Source organism: Bradyrhizobium sp. (assembly GCF_035935975.1).
Classification (GTDB): domain Bacteria; phylum Pseudomonadota; class Alphaproteobacteria; order Rhizobiales; family Xanthobacteraceae; genus Bradyrhizobium.
The window spans coordinates 52,572-77,444 of the sequence record NZ_DASYWN010000026.1 but is presented as its reverse complement, the minus strand read 5'-3'; the positions used below and the strand labels follow the sequence as shown (position 1 = coordinate 77,444).

The window sequence follows — 24,873 nt, the reverse complement described above, 5'->3', positions numbered from 1 at the left end:
GCCTGCCACACACTCCGCCGTCATCCTGAGGTGCGCGCTCTTGCGCGCCTCGAAGGATGGGCTACGGGCGCTTGCGGCCCATCCTTCGAGGCTCGCTTCGCTCGCACCTCAGGATGACGGCGGAGTGAGTGGCCTCAGCGCATGGCTGATGTTCAGGCACACCCAAGTGTCTTGAGCCTTCACCAGCGACCGTGTACGGACGATTGAAGTCCTACCCTGGTGATCCCTTGAATCCCCTGCCCCAAAATCCCGTGGCCGCGTCCGGATCGTTCGCGGCGATGAAGTCCGTGCCGTACCGGCTGCAGTTCATCGCCTATGTGCTGGCGATGATGGCTGACAATATCGAGCATGTGATCAGCTATTGGGTGGTGTTCCAGAAATTCCACTCGCCGACGCTGGGGGGCTTTGCCGTGCTGTCGCACTGGCTGCCGTTCCTGTTGTTCTCGGTTGCGGTCGGCGGACTCGCCGACCGGTTCGATCCGCGCCGCATCATCCAGTGCGGCATGCTGCTGTTCATTGTCGCCTCCGCTGGCTGGGGATTCTTCTTCCTCACCGATACGATCCAGATGTGGCACGCGATGCTGCTGCTGGTGATCCACGGCTGCGCCGGCGTGCTTTGGCAGACGCCGAACCAGCTGCTGCTCTACGACCTCGTGGGTCCTGCCGATCTGCCGAGCGCGGTGCGGCTGAACGCGATGGCGCGCTATCTCGGCATCCTGGTGGGGCCAGCGGTCGGCGGCGTCATCATGCTGACGCTCGGCACCTCGCACGGCATCATCTTCAACACGCTGTTCTATCTGCCGATGCTGCTGTGGCTGTTCTGGGCGCCCGTGCGCGACAAGAGCGTCGCGGTGCGACGCTTCGCCGTGCGCGGCTTTGCCGACATCCTGCTGACAGTTCGCGCCATCGGCACGCAGCCGGTGCTGACGGCGATGACGTGGCTCGCCGGCCTCACCTCCTTCATGATCGGCAATGCCTATCACGCGCAGATGCCGGGCTTTGCCGGCGATCTCGGCCATGGCGATCCCGGCGTGTCCTACAGCGTGCTGCTCGCGGCGGATGCAGGCGGCGCGCTGCTCGCGGGCATCGCGCTGGAATCCTGGGGACGCCTCAAGGGCACGCCGCGCACTGCGATCATGCTGGCGATGCTCTGGAGCGTGGCGCTGTTCGGCTTCGCCGCGGTGCGGATCTATCCGGTCGCGATCGTGCTGCTGTTCTTCGCCGGCTTCTTCGAATTGTCGTTCAACACCATGGCGCAGGCGCTGGTGCAGCTGAACGCACCGGCCGACATTCGCGGTCGCGTCGTCGGTCTCTATAATATGGCGGGACTTGGCATGAGGGCGTTCAGCGGCATCACCGTCGGCGTGTTCGGTGCAGCGATCGGCATTCACTGGTCGCTCGGGCTGTCGGCCGCGGTGCTGCTTGCGCTGCTGTGCCTGCTCTATCAGCGCGCGACGCGAAAGACAGCCGGTTGACTCCGGTCCCTCTCCACCGCACCTTCGAGAGAAGGCATGGGGGATGAGGCATTGCGCAATCGCTGGGCCATTCTTGCGATCCTGTTTTTCGTTCGCCTCACCATCGCATTCCAGTTCCAGACCGTGGCCGCGGTCGCGCCGCTGCTCGAGAAGACCTTTGGCGTCGGGCTCGCCGATATCGGCCTCCTGATCGGGCTCTACTTCACCCCGGGCGTGGTGCTGGCGCTGCCGGGCGGCGCGATCGGCCGGGCGCTCGGCGACAAGCCCACCACGATTGCGGCGCTGCTGCTGATGACCGCGGGCAGCCTCGTCATGGCCACCACCGACATCTGGGGCTGGCAGATGGCGGGCCGGCTCGCCTCGGGCGTCGGCGGCGTGCTGCTCACGGTCCAGCTCACCAAGATGGCCACCGACTGGTTCGCGGGGAAGGAGATCGCCACCGCCATGGCGATCTTCGTCAACTCCTGGCCGGCCGGCCTTGGCATCTCGCTGCTGGTCCTGCCCGCGCTCGGCACCGCCTATGGCGCGGGTGCCGTGTTCCTCGCTGCAGCTGCTCTCACCGCGACCGGCATTGTGCTCATCATGCTCTACCAGCCGCCGCCGGGCGCCGCGGCCGGCCCGGCCGGCTCAGCCCGGCTCGATCCCCTCGCGCTGTCGGCGGTGATCGTCGCGGGCCTGATCTGGGGCCTCTATAATGTCGGCTTCGCCATGATCTTCTCGTTCGGCCCCTCGCTGCTCGCCGAGCGCGGCTGGAGCATTGCCGCGGCGGGTTCGGCCATCAGCCTCGTGATGTGGCTGTCGGTGATCTCGGTGCCGGCCGGCGGCTTTCTCGCCGATCGCTTCAAGCGACCCTATATGCTGGCGATCGCAGCCAGTATCGCGGTGGCTGCCCTTCTGGCCTGGCTGACCCGGACGGACGCCGTGATCACCATCCTCGTCCTGATCGGCCTGATCGGCGGCCATCCGGCCGGCCCGATCATGAGCCTCGCCGCCCAGGTGCTCGTGCCGGAGACGCGGGCGATCGGGATGGGCGTGTTCTACACTCTCTTCTATGCCGCGATGATGCTGGGACCGGCGGTGGCGGGCCGGCTCGCCAAATCGGCCGGAACCGCCGCGGTCGCGCTCGACCTCGGCGCGCTGACGGTGCTGGCCTGCCCGCCCCTGATGTGGCTTTTCGAGCGCATTGTGTCAGTCCGTAATCGACGCGCCCAATCCTAACGCGGCATTAACCCTATGCACCTTAGGGTCGTCCCGGACTCCGCCAGGCGGGGGGTCGGGTTGTGAAAATGGCGTTGGCGAACAAAAAATTTCTTCCGGCCGCCGAGGAACGTCGGCGTTTCCAGCGGGTGAAGGTTCACCTGCTCGGCCGCTACATGCTGCCGGACCGCCGTGAATTCCCCTGCCAGGTGATCAACATGTCGCCGGGCGGCCTCGCTCTGCTCGCCCCCGGCATCGGCAATGTCGGCGACCGCGTGGTCGCCTATCTCGACCATATCGGCCGCGTCGAGGGCAAGATCGCCCGCATCATCGACAATGGCTTCGCTATGACGATCGGCGCGACGCCCAGGAAGCGCGACAGGCTCGCGGCCCAGCTGACCTGGCTCGCCAACCGCGACATCCTCAATCTGCCGGAAGATCGCCGCCACGACCGTATCGTGCCGCGCAACCCGATCGCGGTGCTGACGCTCGAGGACGGCACCAAGATGACCTGCCGCATCATCGACCTGTCGCTGTCGGGTGCCGCCATCGCGGCCGAGAACCGCCCGCCGCTGAAATCGATCGTGCTGCTCGGCCGGGTCCAGGGCCGCGTGGTCCGAAACCTCGAAGACGGCTTCGCGCTGGAGTTCATGCACGAGCAGCCGATCGAGACTCTCGAAGAGAGCGTTACCGCGCGGTAAAGCGAAAGCGCGCCAAAACCACTGCTTTTCCAGCCTTGAAGGCGGCCTCCGCGATGCGGACGCCGCCTTTTTCTTATCTGGCAGCGCGCTCCACGCGGGTTAACGCGAGGCGTGTTTACGCGCGGATATGACGGTTCCGCCTGCGTTTCCGCGTTAATCGATCAAATTTGAATCAATTGCAGTATTATCGAATTTTATTCGAATTCGCTTCAAATATAGATCGAATTCGCCGCGCGTTTTACTTGCATTCGTCTCGACTTGACTTGGTCGATTTAGCGGCAACTCAAAAGCTCCATGCGAAATGTGGTCCCAACAAGAAACGGGGGCCGCAATGTTGGACTTCAGGGGACAGGGGAAGGGTCTGGCGCTCGCCGCCATGCTCTTCGGGATCAGCGCGACAGTGCAGGCCGGCGAGAGCCGTCTGCTCTACGCGAGCCTCGGTGACACCACGCGTGCGCCGATCGGCTGGGTCGAGTTTTGTGCTGACAATGCCGCTCAGTGCCAGGGCGGTCCGACGCAGCCGCGTGACATCGTGATGTCGCAGACGGCGTGGCGCGACCTCATCAAGGTCAATCGCTGGGTCAACGAGACCATCAAGCCTTTGACCGACCAGGAGCACTGGGGCGTGATCGAGAAGTGGTCGCTGCCGTCGGATGGCTACGGCGACTGTGAAGACTACGTGCTGCTGAAGCGCAAGATGCTGATCGATGCCGGCTGGCCTCGCGAGGCCCTGCTCATCACCGTCGTGCGCGACAAGAAGGGCGAAGGCCACGCGGTGCTGACGGTGAAGACCGACAAGGGCGAGTTCGTTCTCGACAATCAGAACGAGAACGTCGTTGCCTGGACGGAGACCGGCTACCGCTTCGTCAAGCGCCAGTCGCAGAGCGATCCCAATGTCTGGGTCTCGCTGGGCGATACCAAGCCGGCGGTCTCCACCGCCAGCGCGAGAGATTAGCAGGAACGAGACAACGAGTTACGCGACCCGGTCACATCCCCACCCCTCCCCGTCCCAGACCGGTTCGCGCGCGGCCAGCCATCCCCCAATGGCTGGCCGCAACTTTTTGGGGGATGCGCGATCAGTCCGGCGACGACCACGGCACGCGCGCCGCGGTGAAATCACGCCAGGTGCTCTGCAACGCCGGCTGCACGCCGAGCGATGCGCGGGCCTGCCAGCCGGCGATGGCGGCAGCAGCGATCGCGCTGTCGGGCTCGGTGCCAAGCCCGTCGAGCAGCGATGCCGTGACCGCCATGTCGTTGAAGGCGCCGAGCTCTTCCTGCAGGCCGGCGAGCCGGCGCGAGAAGCGCCGCGCGGATTTGCGCTCCTCGTAGAGCGGCAGCAGGAACTCGCTGAGATAGCGCAGCCGCTTGGTCGCGAGCCGCACGCGGTGCATCTGCTCGGCCGACAGCGACTTGAAGCGACGGCCGCGCTTGAGCACCTTGGCATGTTGCTCCGCGAGGACTCGCTCGGCGAAATTGACGGCGGGCTCGGCGAGCTGGCCGAGATCTTCGGCCGCAACGTCATTGCGCCAGCCGCGCGTCTCGATCCAGCCGCCGAGGCCGATCAGGAACGCAGCGCAGCGGCGATCGGCAAGCGCGCGATGCGCCTTGCGGTAGGCGTCGGACTGGCGCTTCGCCGCAGCCTTGCCCAGCGCCTCGAAGCCGGCAACCGAAGGGCAGGCCTTTGCGATCGTCGGCAACGTCTCGAGCTGGAACACGTCCCAGTCGCGTGCGGCTGAGAGGTCCTGCGCCAGCCATTTGGCTTCGGAGCGGAGCGCATCGAGATTGCTGAGCGCGCCGACCGATCGCATCAGATCGAGCGCCGAGCGAAGCCGGCGCAGCGAGACGCGGAGCTGATGCACGCCTTCCGGATTGCGGCCGTCCTCGGCCGCCGGCAGCGACTGCAGCAGATGCAGGTAGCAGGAGCGCAGGATCGTCGCGAAGGCCTCGTCGAGCGTCACGGACGGATCGAGGTGCAGCTTGCGCGGCCGCCGCGCCGACGGCGGCTTGCCGACGGCAAGATCGAAGCCGCGCGCCGACTTGCTGCGGATCGACGGCTTCACCGCCCCCTGCTCCGCAAGCCGTAGCGCGACCTCGTAGATCGTGCTTGCGCCGCCGCTCTTGAGTTCCAGCTCGATCTCGCTCACCGGCAGCGAACGCTCGCCGGCCACAAGCTCGCCCTGGTCGAACGCGATCTCGACCGCACCGGTCGGAAGATCGATCATCCGCGCATGGCGATGGATGTCGGCGGTGAAGACGGCTTCGAGCGGATGCGTCTGCAGATGCTCGCGAAGCTTCTCCGGAATGAACGGCATCGCGAGAGCGAGGTCCGGCGATAGCGACGGCACGTTCGCCTCCCACTCGCCGCGGCGCAGCGGATCGTCGGTGGCGTCGGTCTTCACCGTCTGCACGAAACGCGCGCCGCTCTGGCGCACACGCAAGCTCAACCCGTTGCGCCGCAGCAGGCGCTCGTGCGTGTCGTAGTAGACGGACTTCAGATGCTTGCGCGATCCCTTGTTGCGCGCATTGGCAGCGATGACGGGCGCGGCGTTGAAATCCGCCATGCGATCGGCATCGACGAGAAGCTTGAGCTCGATCTCGCCGGCGGGACTCGCGCCAACATCCGGCTGGGCTGGCTGCGGTGCAGGCGTCACGTCTTGCGATGGCGTCTGATCGATCACAGCGCCCTCGACGATCACAGGTTCCGCGCCGGGCTCGGCTGCGTCACGCTGCCTGAGGAAGCCGGCGATGACTTGCGTTCTCTTACTGTCCTTTGGGACAGGATTCCCATCCGGCGCGCTCATGTTTTTACGAGCCGGTGTAGCATCTGATTTCAACATTTCCGGTGACATGACAGTTCAATGACAGAGCGCCAGCATATAGCCGGTACGGTCGGCGCGGAATAGTCACGTTACGTCGCAGCACATCATGGTCCACATGCGCGTGCTGCACGCTCGATATCGGCGCGGACTGTCATAATTCGCCTGGCGCGACGAATTAAATTGCCGCGACGTCCAGTAAGTGATCGAATTGCTAGCGAATCTCGCGTTGGTCGAAACCGAGATGAAATGCGTCAGCGAGCTTGACTCATGCTAGCCGAGAAATTTTTTCTGGTTCTGGAGACGCTTAGAAGCCACGCCTCCGATGATGACCGGCCCGAAATTGTGATAAGCCCTGTTGTGACAAGTCGTATTGTGACAAGTCTTGATGCAACAGGTCTTGCGGTTCCGGAGGCCGAGTCTGCTTCGCGGCGCAAAAAGCCGCCTGCGGACGAACGGGCTTAGAAGTCCTCCAGCGTCGTGAGCTATCCGATGCGCGCGGGATGCGGCATCAGCGCACAAGGCTGTTCTTGTAGACCTTGCCGCCTTTCATGATCACCAGAAAATTCTTCGCGGGATCTTCGACGAGCTTGATGTTGTCGAGCGGATTGCCGTCGACCAGCAGGAGATCGGCGAGCGCCCCCTCCTCGACCACGCCGAGCTTGCCGGGATAGGGATTTCGCAGGCCTGACAGGCTCAGCAATTCCGCATTGGTCGACGTCGCCATGGCCAGCGCTTCGGCCGGCGTGTACCAGCGCGTCAGCGCGGCCACCATCGCGCCCTGCTTGTCCGCCAAGGCCTTCGAGAACAGGACATCGGTGCCGAACGCGGTCTTGATCTTGTACTTCTTCGCCAGCGCGTAGACACGGTCGGTGCCGGCAACCACCTGCCGCATCTTGTCCTGCTCTGAAGGCCCGAGCGCCGCGGCACCGGCGAGATCCAGGAACGGCTGCGTGCTGAGCCAGATGCCCTTCTCCGCGATCAGCTTTGCGCTCGCCTCGTCCATGAGGTGACCGTGCTCAATGCACTTCACGCCGGCTGCGATCGAACGCTGGATCGCGACCGGCGTATAGGCGTGCGTGGCAACATACGTGCCCCAATTGTCGGCGGCTTCGACCGCTGCGCGCAGCTCCGGCTCGGTGAAGGTGGAGACATCGAGCGGGCTGAAGGGCGACGCGACGCCGCCGCCTGCGGTGAGCTTGACCTGCGAAGCACCTTGCATCAATTGCTCGCGTGCGCGCACGCGGACCTCGTCGGGACTGTCGGCGACCATGCTGCCGCCGATCCGCTCCATCCGGCTCAGCATGCCGCCGATGGTGCGCGGCAGGTCGGAGAGCTGACGGAAGTCACCGTGGCCGCTGGTGACGGTGATGATGGCCCCGGACGGATAGATCCGCGGCCCGGCAACGAGGTCCTCGTCGATCGCCTGCTTCAGCCCGAAGGTCGGTCCGCCCATGTCGCGGATGGTGGTGAAGCCGCGCATCAGCGTCGCCGTCGCTTCGCTCGCGGCGAGCAGATTGTTGTAGCCGATATCGCCCGCGAGCGCGGCCATCGGCGTCGGGCGCACCAGCATCGCGTGCCAATGCGCGTCGATCAGCCCCGGCATCAGAACGCGGCCGCCGCCCTCGATCACCTGGCTGGCGGCTATAACGTCTGCGGTCGTAATCTTCTCGATCTTTCCGCCTCTGACGAGGACACTGGACGCGCCTGACAGCGCGGCGTTCTTTCCGTCAAAGATCCGGACGTTGCGAAACAGGACGGCCGATCCGTCCTGCGCGTTATCTTGAGAATTGTTCTGGGCCGTCGCAGGCGACGTGCTGCACGCGATCGCCGCCAGCAGGACGGCGAGCCCGGCCCGCATCTTCTTCAATCCCGGCATGGTCAATCTCCCCCGCCCCTACGCCACTACGCGGCTGCCGCCGCGGGCCGCCACGCCAGAACCAGCCAGCCAATGCCGTGCGACAGCAGGTCGATGCCGAGCAGCAGCCCCAAAACCCAGAGCCCGGTCGCCGGAAACCCTGTGAGGATGATGAGGCCGGCAATGACGCCAAACAGACCGGACGCGATCATGATGCCGCCGCCCTGCTGCCAGCGGCCCATTCCAATCAGCATGCGGATCGCACCGGAGACGAGAAGCGCCACGCCGAGCACATAGGTCAGCAGCAGCGCGCCGGCCACGGGCTGGCTGATCAGAACGACGCCGAAGGCAATGTAGAGAATGCCGAGTATCACCTGCCAGACGAAGCCGCCCCATCCCTTGGTCCAGAACGCGTGGAAGACCTCGAAGGCGCCCGCGGCGATCGCCATCCAGCCGATGAACAGCGCGCTGACCACGGTGAAGAACGCGATATCGCCCAGCACCATCAGTCCCGCGAACACCATGAAGAGACCGAGGAGCACGCAAACCCAGCGAGGCGGTTGCGGCAGACCGGTCGCACCCATCGGCGCACTATGATCGAACGTCGTCATGTCCTCCTCCCTTGGTCATCTCCAGCGTCAGCCGCAATGACGGCGGCCACGATGCCCACCAGCACGCCCAGCGCCGACGCTTCGGATGCCGCGGCGGTCGGCTCTCCCGCTGGGGACACGGGCAAGCGCGGGTAGACCCGCGAGGTGGTTCCGTCCCGATTTGACTGAAATCGCCGTTGCGCCTCGTTCACCAGCGCCTGCACCGTCTCCGGGCATATGGCCGGTCGCGACATACGCCGGCTCCCGCTCTTCGACGACGGACCGCAACGCCATTGCACTACTCCGCAGAACGGATTGGCCTGATGTCGGCTCCGTTCCAGAACTCAATGCGCGAGGTAAGTTGATGCCGACGCCAACCGTAAGTCAATTTGCAACTACTGGGCGCTTCTGCAATTCAGCCATACGACTTCCACGGTAATGCACTGCAACAGGATATTTTCCGGTAATTTACGGCAAATGAGTAAGCTCAGCTGCCTCACATGCTTCGAACTCAAATCAAATGCAGGCACTCCGAAACGTCCGCCATCAACGCCAGATTGCAACTGGCGCGTTCGGGAGTACGATCGTACGGGCCTGCTCGACTGGAGAGACAAGCAACGGGAGCAGCGAACGCAGGCGCAACATCAATTGGGCGAGGCGTAACATGGTGGCGCAAACGAGTGACGGACATGTCCTGCTGGTCAAGAAGCTCGGCGGGCTCTTCGCAATCATCGTCGGATGCCTTCTGACCGCGGTCGGCGTGACCTTCGAATCCGGCGGCACGACCTTCGTCGGCGTGCTCTTTCTGATCCTTGGTGCGATCCTGCTCGTTCTGAAGATCATCAGGCGAAACGAAGGATCGTCGCTGCCATAACCGGCTGGCGAAGTTCGCTCACGCGCTGAGCACGTCCGCGAGCCGCAGCTCATCGGCGGCGGGATCCTTCAGAAACAGCTCGGCCTCGATCTCGTTCAGATGCGACAGCATCTGAACGCGCGCCGCTTGCTTGTCGCGCTTGCGGATCGCGCTCACGATGCCGGCGTGGTGATCGGTGCCGCAGGCCGGCGTGTCGTGACGGCGGTAGAGCAGGATGATGAGGGAGGAGCGCGCGATCAGCTCCTTGAGGAAGCCGAGATAGATGCTGTGCCCGCTCATCTCGGCGACAAGCTTGTGAAATTCACCGGAGAGACGGACCGACGCGCGCGCGTCGCCGCGCAGCTCCGCCTCGTGCTCCTCGGCAAGATGTTGCTGGAGGCGATCGAGCCAGGCCGGCGACACCGCATCGATGGCGTGGTCGACGATGGTCGGCTCGATCAGGCGGCGCGCCTCGAACACTTCGCGGGCATCGGCAGGCGTCGGGCGCGCGACGAAGGCGCCGCGGTTCTTCTCGATGTTGACGATGCCTTCATGTGCGAGCTGCTGGAGCGCCGTGCGCACCAGCGTGCGGCTCGCGCCGTAGATCTCGCCGATCTCGTCCTCGCCGAGCTTGGTGCCCGGCAACAGACGATGCTCGAGGATCGCCGCGGTCACGCCTTCCCGAATGCGGCTGACGCGATCGCTCGCATCTGGCGCGTCGGCTTTCTGGCGGGTCTTGGCGGCCATTCGTTCGAAGGCTGGGTTTGAGGGCTCGATGGCGAATATCGGCCTGAATGTTAGTCGAGCTGTTGTATCCAATCACAGGCGAAACTTTATACAATCGGCGCCCGTTTTGTGTGCAGGCGGCTGCGCAGGTGGCGGGCAGCCTCAATGCGCCGGATTCGATCTAACGATCTGACTCCGCTGCACACTTTTCAAAATCGACCGTACAAGCGTGATTGGCACGGACCTTGCGGAGAGAGGCGGGAAGCACCGCCCTCCCCGGACACGCCATGGCCACTCCTGCCGCTCTCGAACTGGTCGCCGTCACCAAGCGCTACGACACCACGCTGGCGGTCGACAACGTCAACCTCAAGATCCCCGCCGGCACCTATTGCTGCCTGCTCGGCCCCTCCGGCTGCGGCAAGACCTCGACGCTGCGCATGATCGCGGGCCACGAGGCGGTCAGCGAGGGCGACATCGTCCTGGGCGCGCAGAACGTCACCGACCTCGAGCCGGCCAAGCGCGGCACGGCGATGATGTTCCAGTCCTACGCGCTGTTTCCGCATCTGACCGTGCTCGACAATGTCGCCTTTGCCCTGAAGATGCGCGGCGTCGACCGCGCCGTCAGGCACAAGCGCGCGGGCGAATTGCTCGAGCTGGTCGCGATGAGCCCCTATGCCGCGCGCCTGCCGGCGCAGCTTTCCGGCGGCCAGCAGCAGCGCGTTGCGCTCGCCCGCGCCCTGATCACCGAGCCGCAGATCCTGCTGCTCGACGAACCGCTGTCGGCACTCGACCCGTTCCTCCGCGTCAGGATGCGCGGCGAGCTGAAGCGGCTGCAGCGCGAGCTCGGCATCAGCTTCATCCAGGTCACCCACGGTCAGGAAGAGGCGATGGCGCTCGCCGACCACATCGTGGTGATGAACCACGGCAGGATCGAGCAGCAGGGCTCCGCCCGCGACATCTTCCACCATCCCCGCACCGAATTCGTGGCCCGCTTCATCGGCGGCCACAACGTCCTCAGCGACGCCGGCAAGCTCATCGCCGTGCGCGCCGATCAGCTCGGCATCAAGCCGTTCGCTGACGGCGCGTTCGGCGCGCCGGCGCTGCTGACCCAGACCGAGTACCAGGGCTCCTACATCGCCGTCTCGCTCACGCTCGACGACGGCACCGCCCTGTTCTCCCACGTTCCGGAAGCCACTTTCGACGTTCACCCGTTCCGTCCGGGCGATCGCGTGCTGGCCACCTGGGATCCCGCCAAGGCGCAGCGCCTGCAATAGCGCCGATCGATCACTGGAATGCGCAACAGAGGAGTGACTGATATGACCGAGACCACCAGGACAAAGGGCGTCAGCCGCCGCACGCTGCTCAAGGGCACCGCAGGTCTCGCCGGCCTTGCCGCCGGCTCCGGCGCCATCACCGGCTTTCCCTATGTGAAGTCGGCCGATGCGAAGGTGCTGCGCTATCTCGGCACCGCCGTGAACGAGGGCGACGACATATCCAAGCAGTGCCTCAAGGACACCGGCATCAAGATCGAATACATCACCGCGACCACCGACGACGTCACCAAGCGCGTGATGACCCAGCCGAACTCCTTCGACGTGCTGGACACCGAATATTTCTCGCTGAAGAAGCTGGTGCCGTCGGGCAACATCCTTGCCCTCGATGCCAAGAAGATCAAGGAATTCGACAACATCACGCCGGTCTTCACCAAGGGCGAGACGCCCGGCGGCAAGAAGATCGGCAACCAGGGCACCGCGCCCTGGAAGGTGCTCTATCTCGAAGGCAAGGACTCCAAGAAGTTCGCGACCTCGGCGACCGAGTTCGTCACGCTGATCCCGACCGTCTACAACGCCGACACGCTCGGCATCCGCCCCGACATCATCAAGCGCCCGATCAGCTCCTGGGCCGAACTGCTCAACCCTGAATTCAAGGGCAAGGCGTCGATCCTCAACATCCCGTCGATCGGCATCATGGATGCCGCGATGGTCGTGGAAGCCACCGGCAAGTACAAATATGCCGACAAGGGCAACATGACCAAGGAAGAGATCGATCTCACCATGAAGGTGATGACCGAAGCGAAGAAGGCCGGCCAGTTCCGCGCGTTCTGGAAGGATTTCAACGAGAGCGTCAACCTGATGGCCTCGGGCGAAACCGTCATCCAGTCGATGTGGTCGCCGGCGGTGACGAAGGTGCGCTCGATGGGCATCCCCTGCACCTTCCAGCCGCTCAAGGAAGGCTATCGCTCCTGGGCCTCGGGCTTCTGCGTCTCCAAGGGCGTGTCGGGTCCGAAGCTCGAATGGGCCTATGAGTTCGTCAACTGGTTCCTGTCCGGCTATGCCGGCGCCTATCTCAACCGCCAAGGCTACTACTCCGCCGTGCTCTCCACCGCGAAGGCGCACATGGAGCCGTACGAGTGGGCGTACTGGATGGAAGGCAAGCCGGCCGAGAAGGACATCAAGGCGCCCGACGGCTCGCTGCTGGAGAAGGCCGGCGCGGTGCGCGACGGCGGCTCCTACGAGGAGCGCATGGGCGGCGTCGCGTGCTGGAACGCGGTGATGGACGAGAACGACTACATGGTCCGCAAGTGGAACGAGTTCATCGCGGCCTGATGTGATGGACAGTTCGGGAGACATACTGCAACAGGCATCCCCGGACATGGTCCGGGGATCCGACACCGCGCGCGCCACCAAGGCCGCGCGGCTGTCGCCCTCCTTCATCTCCTGGCTTCAGGCCGGGCCGATGATGCTGGTGTTTCTCGCCTTCTTCCTGATCCCGCTCGTCTTCGTGGTCATCGTCTCCTTCTGGGACTACAACGAATACCAGCTGCTGCCGGCGTTCTCCGGCCGCGGCTATACCGACACCTTCGAAGGCTGCATCGCGCAGCTCCCCGATCTCTGCACGATCGGCAAGACCTATCTGAAGACGCTCAAGCTCTGCTTCATGGTCTGGGCGATCACCCTCTTCATCGGCTTCTGGGTGGCCTACTTCCTCGCCTTCCACGTCAAGTCCAAGACCTGGCAGATGGGATTGTCGCTGCTCTGCACGATCCCGTTCTGGACCTCCAACGTGATCCGCATGATCGCCTGGATCCCGCTGCTCGGGCGCAATGGCCTCGTCAACTCCGGCCTGGTCAAGACGGGGCTGATCAACCATCCCGTGGAGTGGCTGCTGTTCTCCGAATTCTCCGTGGTGCTGGCGCTGGTCCACCTCTTCACCTTCTTCATGGTGGTGCCGATCTTCAATTCGATGGTGCGCATTGACAAATCGCTGATCGAAGCCGCCTATGACGCCGGCGCCACCGGCTTCCAGACGCTGGTCAACGTCGTCATTCCCTTGTCAAAGCCCGGCATCGTGATCGGCTCGATCTTCGTCATCACCATCGTGATGGGGGATTTCATCACCATCGGCGTGATGGGCGGCCAGCAGATCGCCGCCGCCGGCAAGATCATCGAGACGCGGGTGAACGCGCTGCAATTCCCGGCGGCTGCGGCGAATGCCGTGATCCTGCTCGTGATCACCTTCCTGATCATCACCATGATGTCCCGCATCGTCGACATCAAGAAGGAGCTGTGATGAAGGAGGGACGCCCGCGCTCGTTCTATGTGCTCGCGATCTTCTTCGCGGCCTATGTGCTGTTTCTCTACGGCCCGATGATCGCGATCTACGTGCTGTCGTTCCAGGGGCCGCAAGGCGGCCTCACCTTCCCGATGAACGGCGTGTCGACCTTCTGGATCGCAAAGCTGTTCCAGGGCACCGGCATCGTCGATCTCGGCGCGGCGTTCCGCCGCTCGCTGCTGCTGGGCATCATCGTGATGATCGTCACCGTCGTGCTGTCGGTCGCCGCCGGCATGGCCTTCCGCCGCAAATTCAAGGCGCAGAGCATCCTGTTCTATTCGGCGATCGCGAGCCTGATCGTGCCCTCGATCATCACCTCGCTTGGGATCTCCCTGGAATTCCGCATCATCGACGATCTCATCAAGGCGCACTGGAACGAGAATTTTGAGACCTCGATGGGCCTGCTCACGTCAGGCCTCGGCGCGCACCTGACCTGGACGCTGCCGTTCGGGCTTCTCATCATGTTCGCGATCTTCAACCGCTTCGACCCCAGGCTCGAGGAAGCCGCGCGCGATCTCGGCGCGACGCCGTGGCAGACATTCCGCTATGTCGTGCTGCCGATCATCCTGCCTTCGGTGATCGGCATCGGCCTGTTCGGCTTCACGCTGTCCTGGGACGAGCTCGCCCGCTCCAGCCAGGCGATCGGCGCGGTGAACACGTTGCCACTCGATCTCCAGGGCCTCACCACCACGGTGACGAACCCCGACATCTATGCGCTCGGCACGGTGATCTCGGCGGTGTCGTTCACGGTGATCACGCTTGCGCTCGGCACCATCCACGTGCTCAACAAGCGGCAGGCGGCCAAGGGCTCGGACGCCGGCAAGGGACTCGTCTAACAAAGCGGTTGTCTGACAAGGGGCTCGTCTGATCGCGATGCGACTGCACGTCGTCAATCCCAACACCACCGCGTCGATGACGGCGAAGATCGCCGCCGCCGCGCGCGCGATCGCCCTCCCCGACACCGTGATCGACGCGCGCCAGCCGGCGATGGGCCCGGTCTCGATCGAGGGCTTTTACGACGAGGCCTTCGCCGTCCCCGGCATGCTCGGCTGCATCCGCGAGGCCGACCGCGACGGTGCGGATGCGCACATCATCGCCTGCTTCGACGACACCGGCCTCGACGCCGCGCGCGCCGTTGCGAAAGCTCCGGTGATCGGCATCGGCGAGGCCGGCTTCCACATGGCGAGCCTGGTCGCGGCGCGCTTTGCCGTGGTGACGACGCTCGGCGTCTCCATCGTGCCAATCGAGCATAATCTCAGAAAATACGGCCTCGCCGAGCGCTGCGCCCGCGTCCGCGCCGCCGAAGTCCCGGTGCTCGCGCTCGAGGAGCGCAATGCGGATGCGATCGGCAAGATCTCCGCGGAGATCACCGCCGCGATCCGCGACGACCGTGCGGAGGCGATCGTGCTCGGCTGTGCCGGCATGGCCGATCTCGCCACCGAGCTCGCCACCACACACGGCCTGCCCGTGGTCGACGGCGTCGCCGCCGCGGTGACGCTGGCCGAATCAGTGGTGCGGCTGGGGCTGAAGACGTCCCGACTCGGGCCCTACGCGGCCCCGCGCTCGAAAACATATGCCGGGCCGTTTTCGTCGTTTCAGCCCTGAATTCTGTCATTTGTCGGATTACAAGGGGCCAAGCCCGTTTTTTTGGGCTTCAGCCTCTTTTTGGTCCCAATTGTTGCCGAACAGTAACACTTTCGGGACATCCCGGCTGCCGTTTCCAGGCTGCCGGTCTTCGCCAACCACCAAGTTTCACTTTGGGCTTTGTCAGCGATGATCGATCTCGCAGAGGACAGACCGTCCAACCCCCTGTTTCGCCTCGGCGCCCAGCCGATCGCGCTGACCGCTGCCGCCCTGCTTTTGCTGATCGCCGGCGTGGCCTCGATCGCGATCTGGCGCGCCTATTCGGGCACCGCGCCGGAGACCGACCGTGTAGTCGCGTCGCGGCAGCTTCAGGCCCGCGCCGCCCAGGCCTCCGAGCAGCTCGTCGAGAAGACCAAGGGGCTGGAGGCAACCCAGCAGGAATCGATCGACCAGCTCCAGGTGGTGCAGGACCAGCTCCAGACCATGAAGCGGCTGATCACGGCGCAACAGGCCGATACCAAGCGCCTGTCGGAGCAGGTGGCGACCCTGAACGAGTCGATCGACAATTTGCGCCAGTCCTTCGCCAGCACCCGGGCTACCGAGGCCGAGTCGCCGTCGGTTACCCGCAGGAAACCGGCCCGGTACCGCGTCCATGCCAGCGCACGCAAGCGCTCTCGCGGATAACTTGCGGCTTTAAATTTTTCTACTTGTGAACTGGATCACATTCACCCGTATGATTCCGCGCCATGCTCGCCGGTACCGGATGGCGTGAGCCGATTTCAATATCCGGGGCTGGCAAGGTCGTTGACGGTATACTGCGTCAACGGCCTTGTTTTTTAGTGGGTCCGGCTGATCCAGCCGGCCCGCGGGCCGTCCCGCCTTACTCGCAGACGTCGACGCGACGGTATCGCCATCCCGACGGTGTCATCACGCGCTTCCGCACGACGTAGCAGCCGCCATAACCGCCATCGTCATAGCCGGTACCATAGTAATAGGGGTCGCCGTAGTAAGGGTATCCATAGCCGTAATACCCGCCGTAGAGGCCGGCGCCGGCGATACCCGCCCCGATCGCGAGCCCTGGCCAGAAGCCGCGGCCACGCCAGCCACCACCGTGCCAGCCGCCGCCACCACCATGGCCGAAACCGCCGTGACCACCCGCCTGTGCCGCCTGCGGCACCGACAACCCGACCGCCGCGACGGCCAGCGCCGTCAACATCATCTTCCGTAACATTTACTCGATCCTCCGCGTGGACACGCTCCACGCTTCAAAGCGGAACCAAGCTAACGTCACACAGGCATTCCTGACAGCCTTCCTGCCTCACTTCCGCGCGAGGATCAGCAGCCGCGGCGAAGACTAGTTCCGGAACAAATTCCGTCACATCAGCTTGAATCAGGAGGGCAGGCACGATCATGCGCAAACTGATCGCGTTCGACGACGACACGCTCGACAAGCTGAAGCAATTGGGACGCGACAGGATGGCGACGTTTCAGGAGCTTGCAGACGAAGCCTTCGCCGATCTCTTGAAGAAGCATGGCATCCCCGTCGATCTCAGGGACGCACTGCGCAAGAGCGCGAGGCTCGACGGCGAGGCGAGCAAGACGACGGCGCGCCCCAGAACCAGAAAGGCCAGATCACGATGACCCATCGCGATCCCTTTGCGGAAGGCGAACGCGCCGCCCGCGACAACATTCCGGCGGAAGCCAATCCTTACTCGGACGGCAGCGACGAGCATACGTTGTGGTCGCATGCGTTGTGGTTGGCGGGACACGAGACGATCGCGGCGCCATGGAAGCCCGCGCGTCGGAAGGCAGCTAGCCGATCCGCTTCAGGCCGTTCTTGAAGCGCGGGCCGTTGGCGACGTAGAACCGGGCGGCGCTTCCCATCTTCTGCACCTGGGCATCATCGAGCGTGCGGATCACGCGCGCGGGCGAGCCGATGATCAGCGAGCGCTCGGGGAACTCCTTGCCCTCGGTGATGACCGAGCCGGCGCCGACGATGCTGTTGCGGCCGATCTTCGCGCCGTTCATCACAATCGAGCCCATGCCGATCAGCGCGCCCTCTTCGACGGTGCAGCCGTGCAGGATGACGTTGTGACCGACGGTGCAGTTCTTGCCGATGACCATGGGGAAGCCGAGGTCGGTATGGCAGGTCGAGCCGTCCTGGATGTTGGCGCCCTCGCCGATCTCGATCCACTCGTTGTCGCCCCGCAGCACCGCGCCGAACCACACGCTCGCGCCCGGCTTCAGCCGCACGCGGCCGATCACGGTGGCGGTCTCCGCGATGAAGTAATTGCCGTCGGATGGAAGATCGGGCGCCTGCCCGTCGAGCTCATAGATCGCCATGGAGGTCTCCTGTCACATTGACCTCAGGCATAGCGAAACGGCAGCGCGGAGGCAAAGGGCCGCCGCGCCACGCAGCCCTGCAAGGCGTCAGCCCAGCACGCCGGTCGCGCGCAGCGTCATCAGGAAGAAGGTGCCGCTCATCATGCTCCAGAAGCCGGCGATGACGGTCGCCATCATCACGAACTCGACGCGGCGGCTTTCCAGCCGCATGCCGCGCAGCGTGTTGCGCATGATGATGAAGGGCGCCGCGAACACCAGGAACGGCACCGCCGCAAACGTCCTCGGCGCCACGCCGTCCTGCAGCAGGCCGAAGCCGGCGGGCCGCTGCGTGGCCGCCTGGTATCCGCTCACGAGCGCGCCCGCGAGCGCGAAGCCGATGAGAATCGAGAAGAGAGAATTGAAAGCCTCAGGTGTCATCGGAACGGTCCGCCCTTACGCAACGCCGGAGCCTTCCTGTGACAAATAGTGCTGGTTAACGCTACATTATCCTTAAGCGAAGGTTAACGCCGCCGCCCGGTCCGCGCAGGGCCCTCCCCCGGTCCCGGCAGCCGGGAACGCTGCGCGAATTCGCCGCCGCATGGCATATTCGCCGCTGATTCGTCGGCCATCGGCCGAGTTGGGTTTATGCGCGCATCATGACGGTGTTTTCGGTAGCCTCCCCTCGCTCTCCCCGCCGCACCCGGGCGCATGTCGTGCCGATCGTCTTCGGCGGCGCGGCGACATTGGGCGCTGTGGCGCTGGTGGCCTATCTGTTGTGGCCGACCTGGGGAACCGGCGGCGCGAGCGCCCCGGACAAGCTGCCGGTGAGCGTCGGCGGCACGCTGTTCAACCTGCCCGCGGCCGCGATCCGGATGAAGATCCAGCGGCACTCCGGGCCGCAGGAGCGCATCGACCTCGACTTCCTCTATCCCTCGCTGGAGCCACCGGGCGCACCGAAGCACGTCACCGCCGATGCGGTGGAGACGACGATGCAGCCGATCGACCGCATCTTCCTGTCGATCGCGGCCCATCACGATGCGCTCGCGCCCGAGCAGCGAACCGCCACGATCTATCCGCGCTATCTCGACCAGGCCGCGACCATGCCCGAGGACGGGCTGACGATGCGGATGTTCCGCGCCGAGACGCCTTACGGCGCTGAGGATCTGTATTCCGCGGCAAGCCCGGCGCTGACCGCGCGCTGCACGCGCGATGCGTCCACGCCCGGCATGTGCCTTTCCGAGCGCCGCGTCGGCGGCGCCGACCTCACCTTCCGCTTTCCGCGCAGCTGGCTGTCGCAATGGCGCGACGTGGCGGAGGCGATGGAGCGGCTGACGGCGCAACTGCGCGGACCGAACGGCTGAGCGCGGCCGCCCCGCCCCGCGCAAAAAGTTCGAAAACAACCCCATGCACAGTAGCCAAGCGATTGTTATTACTTCAATTTTTTCGAACCGAATTCAGGCAGCCGCTCCTGCGCGAGCCGGCAGCGTATCGCGCTCGGCAAGGATCCGTGCCAACCGGTCGACGTCCTCGGCCATGTTGAACAGGCCGAAGGAAATGCGGATGCCGTCGCGCTCCGGAGACACGCGCACATTCCGGCTGGCGAGATAGCCGGCCCAATCGTCCGCCGGCAGATCCAGCACGTAGATGTGCGGTGAGCGATCGGCGCGGCCGCGCGGCCCGACGAGGCGGATGCCGAGATCATCGATGCGCTCGATCAGGCGATCGCCGAGATCGTAAAGATGCGCCTCGATGGCCGACAGGCCGACGCTCTCGATCAGCGTGAGCGAGGCATCGAGCGCGTGGATGTCGGGCAGGTTGAGGTTGCCGATCTCGAACCGCCCCGCGTCCGGCCTCAGTGTCATGTTGTCGGCGCGCGCGATGTAGTCGCCAGGTGGATGAGCAAGACTCGACATCGCGAGATAGGCCGGCTGGAGCTCGTCGAGCCCACGACGGCAATAGAGGATGCCGAGGCCCTGCGGCACCAGCAGCCCCTTATGGCAGCCGGCCCCGATCAGGCTTGCTCCACAGGTCGCGACATCCAGCGGGGCCACACCGATCGACTGCATCGCGTCGATGACGAAATAGAGCCCGTGCTGCGCGCAAAGCGCGCCGATGCCGTCGATGTCGAAGCGGTGTCCGGCATGGAAGGTGACATGGGAGAGCGAGATCGCGCGCGTGCGGGCATCGATATGGGGCGCGAACATTTCGGCGCGAGCCGTCTCGCCCGCCAGCCGCACGAAGCGAACCTCGACGCCCTTGCGTCGCAGGTTGAGGAACGCATAGGCGTTGTTGGGATGGTCGCCTTCGACCAGCAGCACATTGTCGCCCGCCGCGAGCGGCAATGCATTGGCGGCAATGTTCATGCCCTCGGACGTGTTCTTGGTGAAGGCGATCTCGGACGGTGCGGCATTGAGCAGCTTCGCCACGCGGGCCCGGACCTGCTCGACCCGATCGAGCCAGACCGGCTTGGGACCGCCGAATTCGCTGCCTTCCCGATAGAAGCCGAGCAGCGCCTCGCGAACGCTGGTGGCGAGCGACGTCTGATGGGCGGAATCGAGATAGAGCAGGCGTTCGGTCACGGGAAACTGGCTGCGGACCGCAGCAACGTCGTAGTGGCGGTTCATGATGATGGCTCTGCGTGCGGATCAATCGACGAAGGACGGAATCGGATGGGCGTTGGCCAGATCCTTCAATCTGCGCAGCCGCGCGGCATCCACGGCCGCGCTTGGGCCCGCGCGCAGGATTTCCGCGACCTCGCGGCCGAGCGTCCTTGCCTCGGCGATGTCGAAGCCGCGGATCGTCAGCGCGACGCTGCCGAACCTGAACGCGGTACGGGGTTCGCCGGCTTGCCCCGGCGCGCGCATGGCGTTGCCGATGACACCATAGGCCCCGAGCCCCGCGACCAATTCCGGCTGCGTCCAGCTCTCGCCGGTGTAGGCCATGATCATGTGCGAGTCCGTGCCACCGGTGTAGAGCCCGATGCCGCCCTCCTCCAGGCCGGCGGCGAACGCCTTTGCATTCGCAACAACATCACGCATGAGCTGCGCAAAGGCCGGGCGGGTGATCATATCCATCTGCACGGCTCGTGCTGCGATCATGTTCGAGGCGGCCGGGCCTTGCAGGCCGGGATAGACGGCGGCGTCGATCGCGGCGCCGAAGCGCTCCTTCGCGAAGACGAAGGCGCCGTTCCGCGGTCCGCACAAGGTCTTCTGCGTCGAGCTCGTGGACACGTCGGAGAACGGGACGGGATTGGCATGCAGGCCGGCCGCGATCAAACCTGCGACATGAGCAATGTCGGTGAAGAGGAGCGCATCGACCTCGTCGGCGATGGTCTTCAATCCCGCAAAATCGATCTCGCGCGGATAGGAGGACGGGCCGGCGAGCAGGACATGCGGGCGCATCTTGCGTGCGAGCTCACGGGCCTGGTCCAGGTCAACCGCGCCGGTGGAGGTGACGCCGAAAGAGACGACCTCGCGGTTCGCGCCCGTGATATGGCGCATCGCGCCGTGGCTGACATGGCCGCCGGCGAGCTCGTCGAAGGTCAGCAGCCGCGCGCCGTCGGCCGGCAGGATCGCGCGCAGGACGGCGACATTGGCGATGGTCGAGGACAGCGCCTGCACGTTGACGTATTCGGCGCCGAAGATCACCTTCGCCCGGTCGATCGCGAGGTTCTCGATCGCGTCGAGCTCCTCGCAATTTGCGACGCTGCGACGGCCAGGCAGCCCCATCGGCGCGCGGTTGACGAGATGGGTCCCCTCGATCTGCCGCAGGCCGAGCGGCGCATAGGAGGCGGAGGCGATCATGTTGAGGGACAATGCCTCCCTCTTGCGATCCTGGTCGATCAGCGCGACGACGTCAGCGCCGGCCTGATGGGCATCGGCGCCGAAGAAGCTGTGCCAGTCGAGGTCGGCGGAATGGGCTTGGGCGGCGCCCGTGGAAAGTGACATGTGTCGTCCTCGTTCTAGGTGATCGGAATTCTGAGAAGCGGTCGCGCGTTCGTCAGTGACGGAGCACGCGCGAGAGAAACGTTCGGGTTCGTTCGTGCGTCGGCCGATCGAAGATCTCCGCCGGCGTACCGATCTCCAGGATGCGTCCGTGATCGATGTAGACGACGCGGTCGGCGACCTCGCGGGCGAAGCCCATCTCATGGGTGACGATCATCATGGTCATGCCTTCGCGCGCGAGCTCGCGCATGACGTCGAGCACTTCGCCGACCATTTCAGGATCGAGCGCCGAGGTCGGCTCGTCGAACAGCATGATATGCGGCTCCATCGCCAGCGACCGGGCGATGGCGACGCGCTGCTGCTGACCGCCGGAGAGCTGGGCCGGAAGCTTGTGGGCGTGGTCGCGCAAGCCCACCCGCTCGAGCAGGCGCAACGCGTTCGCCCCCGCCTCGTCAGGCTTGCGGCCGCGCACGCGGATCGGCGCAATCGCGACATTGTCGATCGCGCTCATATGCGGGAACAAATTGAACTGCTGGAACACCATGCCGACGCCCTTGCGGATCCTGGCCAGCTCCTTCTCGCCGCCGATGGCACGATCGGCCTCCGTCGGCATGCTGAAGCCGTCCACGGTCAGACGCCCGCTCTGGTACATCTCCAGACCGTTGACACAGCGGATCAGGGTCGACTTCCCCGAACCGCTGGCGCCGATGATGACGACGACTTCGCCGCGCCCGACGTCGAGATCGACATCCTTCAGGACATGAAACGCACCGAAGGATTTGTTGAGGCTGCCGATGCTGACGATGACATCGCGCGACGTTGCGGCTGCCGGCATCTGGATGGCGTTCATCGTGATCCCCTTGCGAGATGAGCTTCGAGGCGGCGCGAGGCGTAGGTGATCGCCCCGCCGATGGTGAGATAGACGGCGAACAGGAAGACGTAGATCTCGTAGGTCCGGCCGCTGTTCTGCGGATCGGCGAGGATCATCTGTCCGGCGCGCAGGAAATCGGTCAGGCCGATGATGAACACCAGTGTGGCGCCGTTGAAGATGTCGAGGATCTGTCCGACCAGCGAGGGAACGACAACGCGCAGCGCCTGCGGCAGGACGATAGCGACATTGAGCGTCCAGTTGCTCATCGCGAGCGACTTTGCCGCCTCGATCTGGCCCTTCGGGACCGCCTGAAGTCCGCTGCGGACATATTCGGCGACATAGGCCGCGAAGAAGAGCGCAAAACCCGCCATGCCGCGCAGCAGGCCTGGAACGGACGTATCCGGGGCCAGCAGCGGCACGATGATCCAGATCCAGTAGACGACGAGGATCAACGGCACCGACCGCATCGTCTCGATATAGGCCGTCGAGATCACGCGCAGGCTGGTGATGCGGCTTTGCCGGCCGAGCGCGAGAAGGATGCCGAAAGGCAGGGTCAGGATCGAGACCGCGACCGTCAGGACGACGCTGAGCAGCAGACCGCCCCAGACCTCGAAGCCCGGCGGCGAGAGCACGACGAAGATGGCGACCACACCCGCGAGGAGTCCTGACAGCACGATGCGCTGGTCCATCGCCGAACGATGGGTGCCGATCCATGCCGCGATGCCGAGCGCCGCGCAGGCCGCAGTGAGCATGCCGGAACGCACGTCGATCGCGGCCGCCAACGCCGCCGCGATCAGGATCGCGACCAAGGCAACGGCTGTCAGCGCGACCCGGCCCGGGCGCAGCGAAAGGCCGAGGCCCGCACCGAACATCGCGCAGAGCGTCGCCACGGAGAACCATGCCCGCCACAACTGGCCGGCGGGATAGATGCCGGTCATCAGCACCTTGAAGCTGCCGCCGACGACCTGCCAATGCGCCTCGACCAGCGCCCAGTGCGCAAAGGCATAGACCGCCCAGGCCAGCAGCGGGATGACCACGAGCGACAGCGCGGCATCGAACGGCTTGGCGAACAGATTGCGGTGAACCCACCGCACCGCGATCGTGGTCATCACCCCCTCCGTCCGTTGACGCGCGCATTGATGCCGTTCACGCAGGCGCTGATGATCCAGCTCAGTGCGAGGTAGGTCAGCATCACGATCACGACGCCTTCGAGGTTCCGCCCGGTCTGGTTCGAGACGGTGCCGTAGACGTTGAACAGATCCGGAAAGCCGATGGCGATCCCGAGCGAGGTGTCCTTGGTCAGGCTGATGTAGCGGTTGGCGAGCGACGGCAGGACGATCCGGAAGACCTGGGGAAGGATGATGTCGCGCAGCGTGTGGGAGCGCGACAATCCGAGCGAGGCCGAAGCCTCCCACTGCCCCTTCGGCAGCGACTCGATCGCGCCGCGGACGATCTCGGCGACATAGGCGGAGCTGTTGACGACGATCGCGATGAGGAGCGCCGTCATCTCCGGGGAGATGGAAAAGCCTCCGCGCGCGCCAAAGCGGGTCGCGACCGGCAGGTCGAGGCCAAGGGGGAAGCCGATGACGGCGGTTGCGATCAGGGCCGCGAGTGCCGCCGCCAGGAGGATCAGCCGGAGCCGCAACCCGCGCAGGACCACGCAGGCGACGACCAGGGCGAAGGCCGTGGCGAGCATTCCCGAGGACACAGCGCTCGCGCGCTCGGAGATCGCAAGGCCGGGAAAGAACACCCCCGAACGGCTGGCAAGCAGGCCGCCGAACCAGTTCGACGCGGCGTTAGCGGGAGGAAACCGCAGGACCACCGCGAAGTACCAGAACACGATCTGGATCAGCAGCGGCGTGTTGCGGATGGCTTCGACCAGTCCAAAGCAGAGATTGCGCACCAGCCAGTTCGTCGAGAGCCGGCCGATACCGACCAGCGTGCCGAACATGGTGCAGAGGACGATCGCCGAGAGCGCGACCTTCAGCGAATTCCACAGGCCCGCCAGCAGCGCCTGGAGATTGGTGTGCGTGGGCGAGAACGGCTCGAGAGCCAGCCAGTTGCCCTCGCGTGAAAGGACGAAGCCTTCGCTGAGACTGAAATTCGCGACGTTGCCGAGATAGCCAAACGAGAACTGGATGCCCTTGCGGGCCAGTGCCTCACGGACAGCGAGGCCAAGCCAGATGACGAGGCCGGCCGCCACGATCACGATCGCAGCCTGCAACAGCCATTTGAACGCGATCAGCAGGCCGCGACGCGCCGGCGGAATGCTGTGATATTCGGCGATCTCTGTGCTCACGACGCTCTCCCGAGATCGAGGCGAG

Annotated in this window: 25 protein-coding genes; 13 read left to right on the top strand and 12 right to left on the bottom strand. The window is 64.9% G+C overall.

The features are described 5' to 3' along the window. Positions 1-227 precede the first annotated feature (227 nt). From VGR99_RS14470 to VGR99_RS14455, 4 genes are all read left to right on the top strand, one after another. Positions 228-1,475, top strand: coding sequence for an MFS transporter (locus VGR99_RS14470; RefSeq protein WP_326899120.1), 1,248 nt, complete (start codon positions 228-230; stop codon positions 1,473-1,475). Between the two features lie 51 nt (positions 1,476-1,526). After that, positions 1,527-2,693 carry a CynX/NimT family MFS transporter gene (locus VGR99_RS14465; protein ID WP_326899119.1) on the top strand — a complete coding sequence of 389 codons (1,167 nt, stop codon included), beginning with the start codon at positions 1,527-1,529 and terminating at the stop codon, positions 2,691-2,693. A gap of 68 nt (positions 2,694-2,761) precedes the next feature. Beyond that, entirely contained in the window at positions 2,762-3,373 is a 612-nt protein-coding gene (locus VGR99_RS14460; protein WP_326899118.1) for a PilZ domain-containing protein, read from the top strand. 331 nt (positions 3,374-3,704) lie between these two features. Then, positions 3,705-4,328: a transglutaminase-like cysteine peptidase gene (locus VGR99_RS14455; RefSeq protein WP_326899116.1), complete on the top strand. Its 624-nt coding sequence runs from the start codon at positions 3,705-3,707 to the stop codon at positions 4,326-4,328. A 121-nt stretch (positions 4,329-4,449) separates the two neighbouring features. Here VGR99_RS14455 and VGR99_RS14450 read toward each other — a convergent pair whose 3' ends face one another. The 3 genes from VGR99_RS14450 to VGR99_RS14440 form a co-directional block, all read right to left on the bottom strand. Beyond that, the gene (locus VGR99_RS14450; protein WP_326899115.1) at positions 4,450-6,210 is read right to left on the bottom strand and encodes a CHAD domain-containing protein; all 1,761 of its coding nucleotides are present in this window, start codon (positions 6,208-6,210) and stop codon (positions 4,450-4,452) included. 490 nt (positions 6,211-6,700) lie between these two features. Continuing rightward, entirely contained in the window at positions 6,701-8,050 is a 1,350-nt protein-coding gene (locus tag VGR99_RS14445; RefSeq protein WP_414645123.1) for a metal-dependent hydrolase family protein, read from the bottom strand. A 44-nt stretch (positions 8,051-8,094) separates the two neighbouring features. Further along, entirely contained in the window at positions 8,095-8,658 is a 564-nt protein-coding gene (locus tag VGR99_RS14440; RefSeq protein WP_326899113.1) for an HdeD family acid-resistance protein, read from the bottom strand. A gap of 643 nt (positions 8,659-9,301) precedes the next feature. On the opposite strand from VGR99_RS14440, the gene VGR99_RS14435 reads away from it, so the two are divergent. Next, on the top strand, positions 9,302-9,511 hold the full coding sequence (locus VGR99_RS14435) for a hypothetical protein (protein WP_326899112.1): 210 nt from the start codon (positions 9,302-9,304) through the stop codon (positions 9,509-9,511). Between the two features lie 18 nt (positions 9,512-9,529). Here the strand turns inward: VGR99_RS14435 and VGR99_RS14430 are convergent, their stop codons facing one another. Beyond that, the gene (locus VGR99_RS14430) at positions 9,530-10,237 is read right to left on the bottom strand and encodes a GntR family transcriptional regulator (RefSeq protein WP_326899111.1); all 708 of its coding nucleotides are present in this window, start codon (positions 10,235-10,237) and stop codon (positions 9,530-9,532) included. Positions 10,238-10,503: 266 nt separating this feature from the next. On the opposite strand from VGR99_RS14430, the gene VGR99_RS14425 reads away from it, so the two are divergent. The 6 genes from VGR99_RS14425 (at position 10,504) to VGR99_RS14400 (ending at position 16,096) form a co-directional block, all read left to right on the top strand. Beyond that, entirely contained in the window at positions 10,504-11,490 is a 987-nt protein-coding gene (locus VGR99_RS14425; protein ID WP_326899110.1) for an ABC transporter ATP-binding protein, read from the top strand. A gap of 42 nt (positions 11,491-11,532) precedes the next feature. Further along, positions 11,533-12,822, top strand: coding sequence for a PotD/PotF family extracellular solute-binding protein (locus VGR99_RS14420; RefSeq protein WP_326899109.1), 1,290 nt, complete (start codon positions 11,533-11,535; stop codon positions 12,820-12,822). Between the two features lie 4 nt (positions 12,823-12,826). After that, positions 12,827-13,786: an ABC transporter permease gene (locus tag VGR99_RS14415; RefSeq protein ID WP_326899108.1), complete on the top strand. Its 960-nt coding sequence runs from the start codon at positions 12,827-12,829 to the stop codon at positions 13,784-13,786. Then, positions 13,786-14,664 (top strand): ABC transporter permease, encoded by an 879-nt coding sequence (locus VGR99_RS14410; RefSeq protein WP_326899107.1) that lies wholly within the window; start codon positions 13,786-13,788, stop codon positions 14,662-14,664. Before VGR99_RS14415 ends, VGR99_RS14410 begins: the two co-directional genes overlap by 1 nt. Before the next feature lie 37 nt (positions 14,665-14,701). Further along, entirely contained in the window at positions 14,702-15,433 is a 732-nt protein-coding gene (locus tag VGR99_RS14405) for an aspartate/glutamate racemase family protein (RefSeq protein ID WP_326899105.1), read from the top strand. A gap of 168 nt (positions 15,434-15,601) precedes the next feature. After that, positions 15,602-16,096, top strand: a complete 495-nt coding sequence (locus VGR99_RS14400; RefSeq protein ID WP_326899104.1) for a hypothetical protein — start codon at positions 15,602-15,604, stop codon at positions 16,094-16,096. 196 nt (positions 16,097-16,292) lie between these two features. On the opposite strand, the gene VGR99_RS14395 is transcribed toward VGR99_RS14400, so the two are convergent. Then, positions 16,293-16,643 (bottom strand): hypothetical protein, encoded by a 351-nt coding sequence (locus tag VGR99_RS14395; protein ID WP_326899103.1) that lies wholly within the window; start codon positions 16,641-16,643, stop codon positions 16,293-16,295. Positions 16,644-16,822: 179 nt separating this feature from the next. Between VGR99_RS14395 and VGR99_RS14390 the strand changes: the two genes are divergently transcribed. Beyond that, positions 16,823-17,053, top strand: a complete 231-nt coding sequence (locus tag VGR99_RS14390; protein ID WP_326899102.1) for a hypothetical protein — start codon at positions 16,823-16,825, stop codon at positions 17,051-17,053. A 171-nt stretch (positions 17,054-17,224) separates the two neighbouring features. On the opposite strand, the gene VGR99_RS14385 is transcribed toward VGR99_RS14390, so the two are convergent. Together VGR99_RS14385 and VGR99_RS14380 are read right to left on the bottom strand one after the other, a co-directional pair. Then, positions 17,225-17,755 carry a gamma carbonic anhydrase family protein gene (locus VGR99_RS14385; RefSeq protein ID WP_326899100.1) on the bottom strand — a complete coding sequence of 177 codons (531 nt, stop codon included), beginning with the start codon at positions 17,753-17,755 and terminating at the stop codon, positions 17,225-17,227. 87 nt (positions 17,756-17,842) lie between these two features. After that, entirely contained in the window at positions 17,843-18,172 is a 330-nt protein-coding gene (locus tag VGR99_RS14380) for a DUF6949 family protein (RefSeq protein ID WP_326899099.1), read from the bottom strand. Between the two features lie 218 nt (positions 18,173-18,390). Between VGR99_RS14380 and VGR99_RS14375 the strand changes: the two genes are divergently transcribed. Beyond that, positions 18,391-19,095: a hypothetical protein gene (locus VGR99_RS14375; RefSeq protein ID WP_326899098.1), complete on the top strand. Its 705-nt coding sequence runs from the start codon at positions 18,391-18,393 to the stop codon at positions 19,093-19,095. 93 nt (positions 19,096-19,188) lie between these two features. On the opposite strand, the gene VGR99_RS14370 is transcribed toward VGR99_RS14375, so the two are convergent. The 5 genes from VGR99_RS14370 to VGR99_RS14350 are packed head-to-tail and all read right to left on the bottom strand — an operon-like array spanning position 19,189 to position 24,848. After that, positions 19,189-20,358, bottom strand: a complete 1,170-nt coding sequence (locus VGR99_RS14370) for an aminotransferase class V-fold PLP-dependent enzyme (RefSeq protein ID WP_326899097.1) — start codon at positions 20,356-20,358, stop codon at positions 19,189-19,191. A gap of 21 nt (positions 20,359-20,379) precedes the next feature. Next, entirely contained in the window at positions 20,380-21,681 is a 1,302-nt protein-coding gene (gene glyA / locus VGR99_RS14365) for a serine hydroxymethyltransferase (RefSeq protein ID WP_326899096.1), read from the bottom strand. Positions 21,682-21,733: 52 nt separating this feature from the next. After that, positions 21,734-22,528: an amino acid ABC transporter ATP-binding protein gene (locus VGR99_RS14360; protein WP_326899095.1), complete on the bottom strand. Its 795-nt coding sequence runs from the start codon at positions 22,526-22,528 to the stop codon at positions 21,734-21,736. After that, positions 22,525-23,658, bottom strand: coding sequence for an amino acid ABC transporter permease (locus VGR99_RS14355; protein WP_326899094.1), 1,134 nt, complete (start codon positions 23,656-23,658; stop codon positions 22,525-22,527). Before VGR99_RS14355 ends, VGR99_RS14360 begins: the two co-directional genes overlap by 4 nt. Continuing rightward, on the bottom strand, positions 23,658-24,848 hold the full coding sequence (locus VGR99_RS14350) for an ABC transporter permease subunit (RefSeq protein WP_326899092.1): 1,191 nt from the start codon (positions 24,846-24,848) through the stop codon (positions 23,658-23,660). Before VGR99_RS14350 ends, VGR99_RS14355 begins: the two co-directional genes overlap by 1 nt. Between the last annotated feature and the right edge of the window lie 25 nt (positions 24,849-24,873).

Bases quoted from the DNA above. Each gene is read 5' to 3' on its own strand.
- VGR99_RS14380 (WP_326899099.1), bottom strand. From the start codon at position 18,172: ATGACACCTGAGGCTTTCAATTCTCTCTTCTCGATTCTCATCGGCTTC.
- VGR99_RS14420 (WP_326899109.1), top strand. From the start codon at position 11,533: ATGACCGAGACCACCAGGACAAAGGGCGTCAGCCGCCGCACGCTGCTC.
- VGR99_RS14355 (WP_326899094.1), bottom strand. From the start codon at position 23,658: ATGACCACGATCGCGGTGCGGTGGGTTCACCGCAATCTGTTCGCCAAG.
- VGR99_RS14395 (WP_326899103.1), bottom strand. From the start codon at position 16,643: ATGTTACGGAAGATGATGTTGACGGCGCTGGCCGTCGCGGCGGTCGGG.
- VGR99_RS14440 (WP_326899113.1), bottom strand. From the start codon at position 8,658: ATGACGACGTTCGATCATAGTGCGCCGATGGGTGCGACCGGTCTGCCG.
- VGR99_RS14460 (WP_326899118.1), top strand. From the start codon at position 2,762: ATGGCGTTGGCGAACAAAAAATTTCTTCCGGCCGCCGAGGAACGTCGG.
- VGR99_RS14400 (WP_326899104.1), top strand. From the start codon at position 15,602: ATGATCGATCTCGCAGAGGACAGACCGTCCAACCCCCTGTTTCGCCTC.
- VGR99_RS14410 (WP_326899107.1), top strand. From the start codon at position 13,786: ATGAAGGAGGGACGCCCGCGCTCGTTCTATGTGCTCGCGATCTTCTTC.
- VGR99_RS14390 (WP_326899102.1), top strand. From the start codon at position 16,823: ATGCGCAAACTGATCGCGTTCGACGACGACACGCTCGACAAGCTGAAG.
- VGR99_RS14455 (WP_326899116.1), top strand. From the start codon at position 3,705: ATGTTGGACTTCAGGGGACAGGGGAAGGGTCTGGCGCTCGCCGCCATG.
- glyA (WP_326899096.1), bottom strand. From the start codon at position 21,681: ATGTCACTTTCCACGGGCGCCGCCCAAGCCCATTCCGCCGACCTCGAC.
- VGR99_RS14430 (WP_326899111.1), bottom strand. From the start codon at position 10,237: ATGGCCGCCAAGACCCGCCAGAAAGCCGACGCGCCAGATGCGAGCGAT.
- VGR99_RS14445 (WP_414645123.1), bottom strand. From the start codon at position 8,050: ATGCGGGCCGGGCTCGCCGTCCTGCTGGCGGCGATCGCGTGCAGCACG.
- VGR99_RS14415 (WP_326899108.1), top strand. From the start codon at position 12,827: ATGGACAGTTCGGGAGACATACTGCAACAGGCATCCCCGGACATGGTC.
- VGR99_RS14450 (WP_326899115.1), bottom strand. From the start codon at position 6,210: ATGTTGAAATCAGATGCTACACCGGCTCGTAAAAACATGAGCGCGCCG.
- VGR99_RS14425 (WP_326899110.1), top strand. From the start codon at position 10,504: ATGGCCACTCCTGCCGCTCTCGAACTGGTCGCCGTCACCAAGCGCTAC.
- VGR99_RS14360 (WP_326899095.1), bottom strand. From the start codon at position 22,528: ATGAACGCCATCCAGATGCCGGCAGCCGCAACGTCGCGCGATGTCATC.
- VGR99_RS14370 (WP_326899097.1), bottom strand. From the start codon at position 20,358: ATGAACCGCCACTACGACGTTGCTGCGGTCCGCAGCCAGTTTCCCGTG.
- VGR99_RS14435 (WP_326899112.1), top strand. From the start codon at position 9,302: ATGGTGGCGCAAACGAGTGACGGACATGTCCTGCTGGTCAAGAAGCTC.
- VGR99_RS14385 (WP_326899100.1), bottom strand. From the start codon at position 17,755: ATGGCGATCTATGAGCTCGACGGGCAGGCGCCCGATCTTCCATCCGAC.
- VGR99_RS14405 (WP_326899105.1), top strand. From the start codon at position 14,702: ATGCGACTGCACGTCGTCAATCCCAACACCACCGCGTCGATGACGGCG.
- VGR99_RS14375 (WP_326899098.1), top strand. From the start codon at position 18,391: ATGACGGTGTTTTCGGTAGCCTCCCCTCGCTCTCCCCGCCGCACCCGG.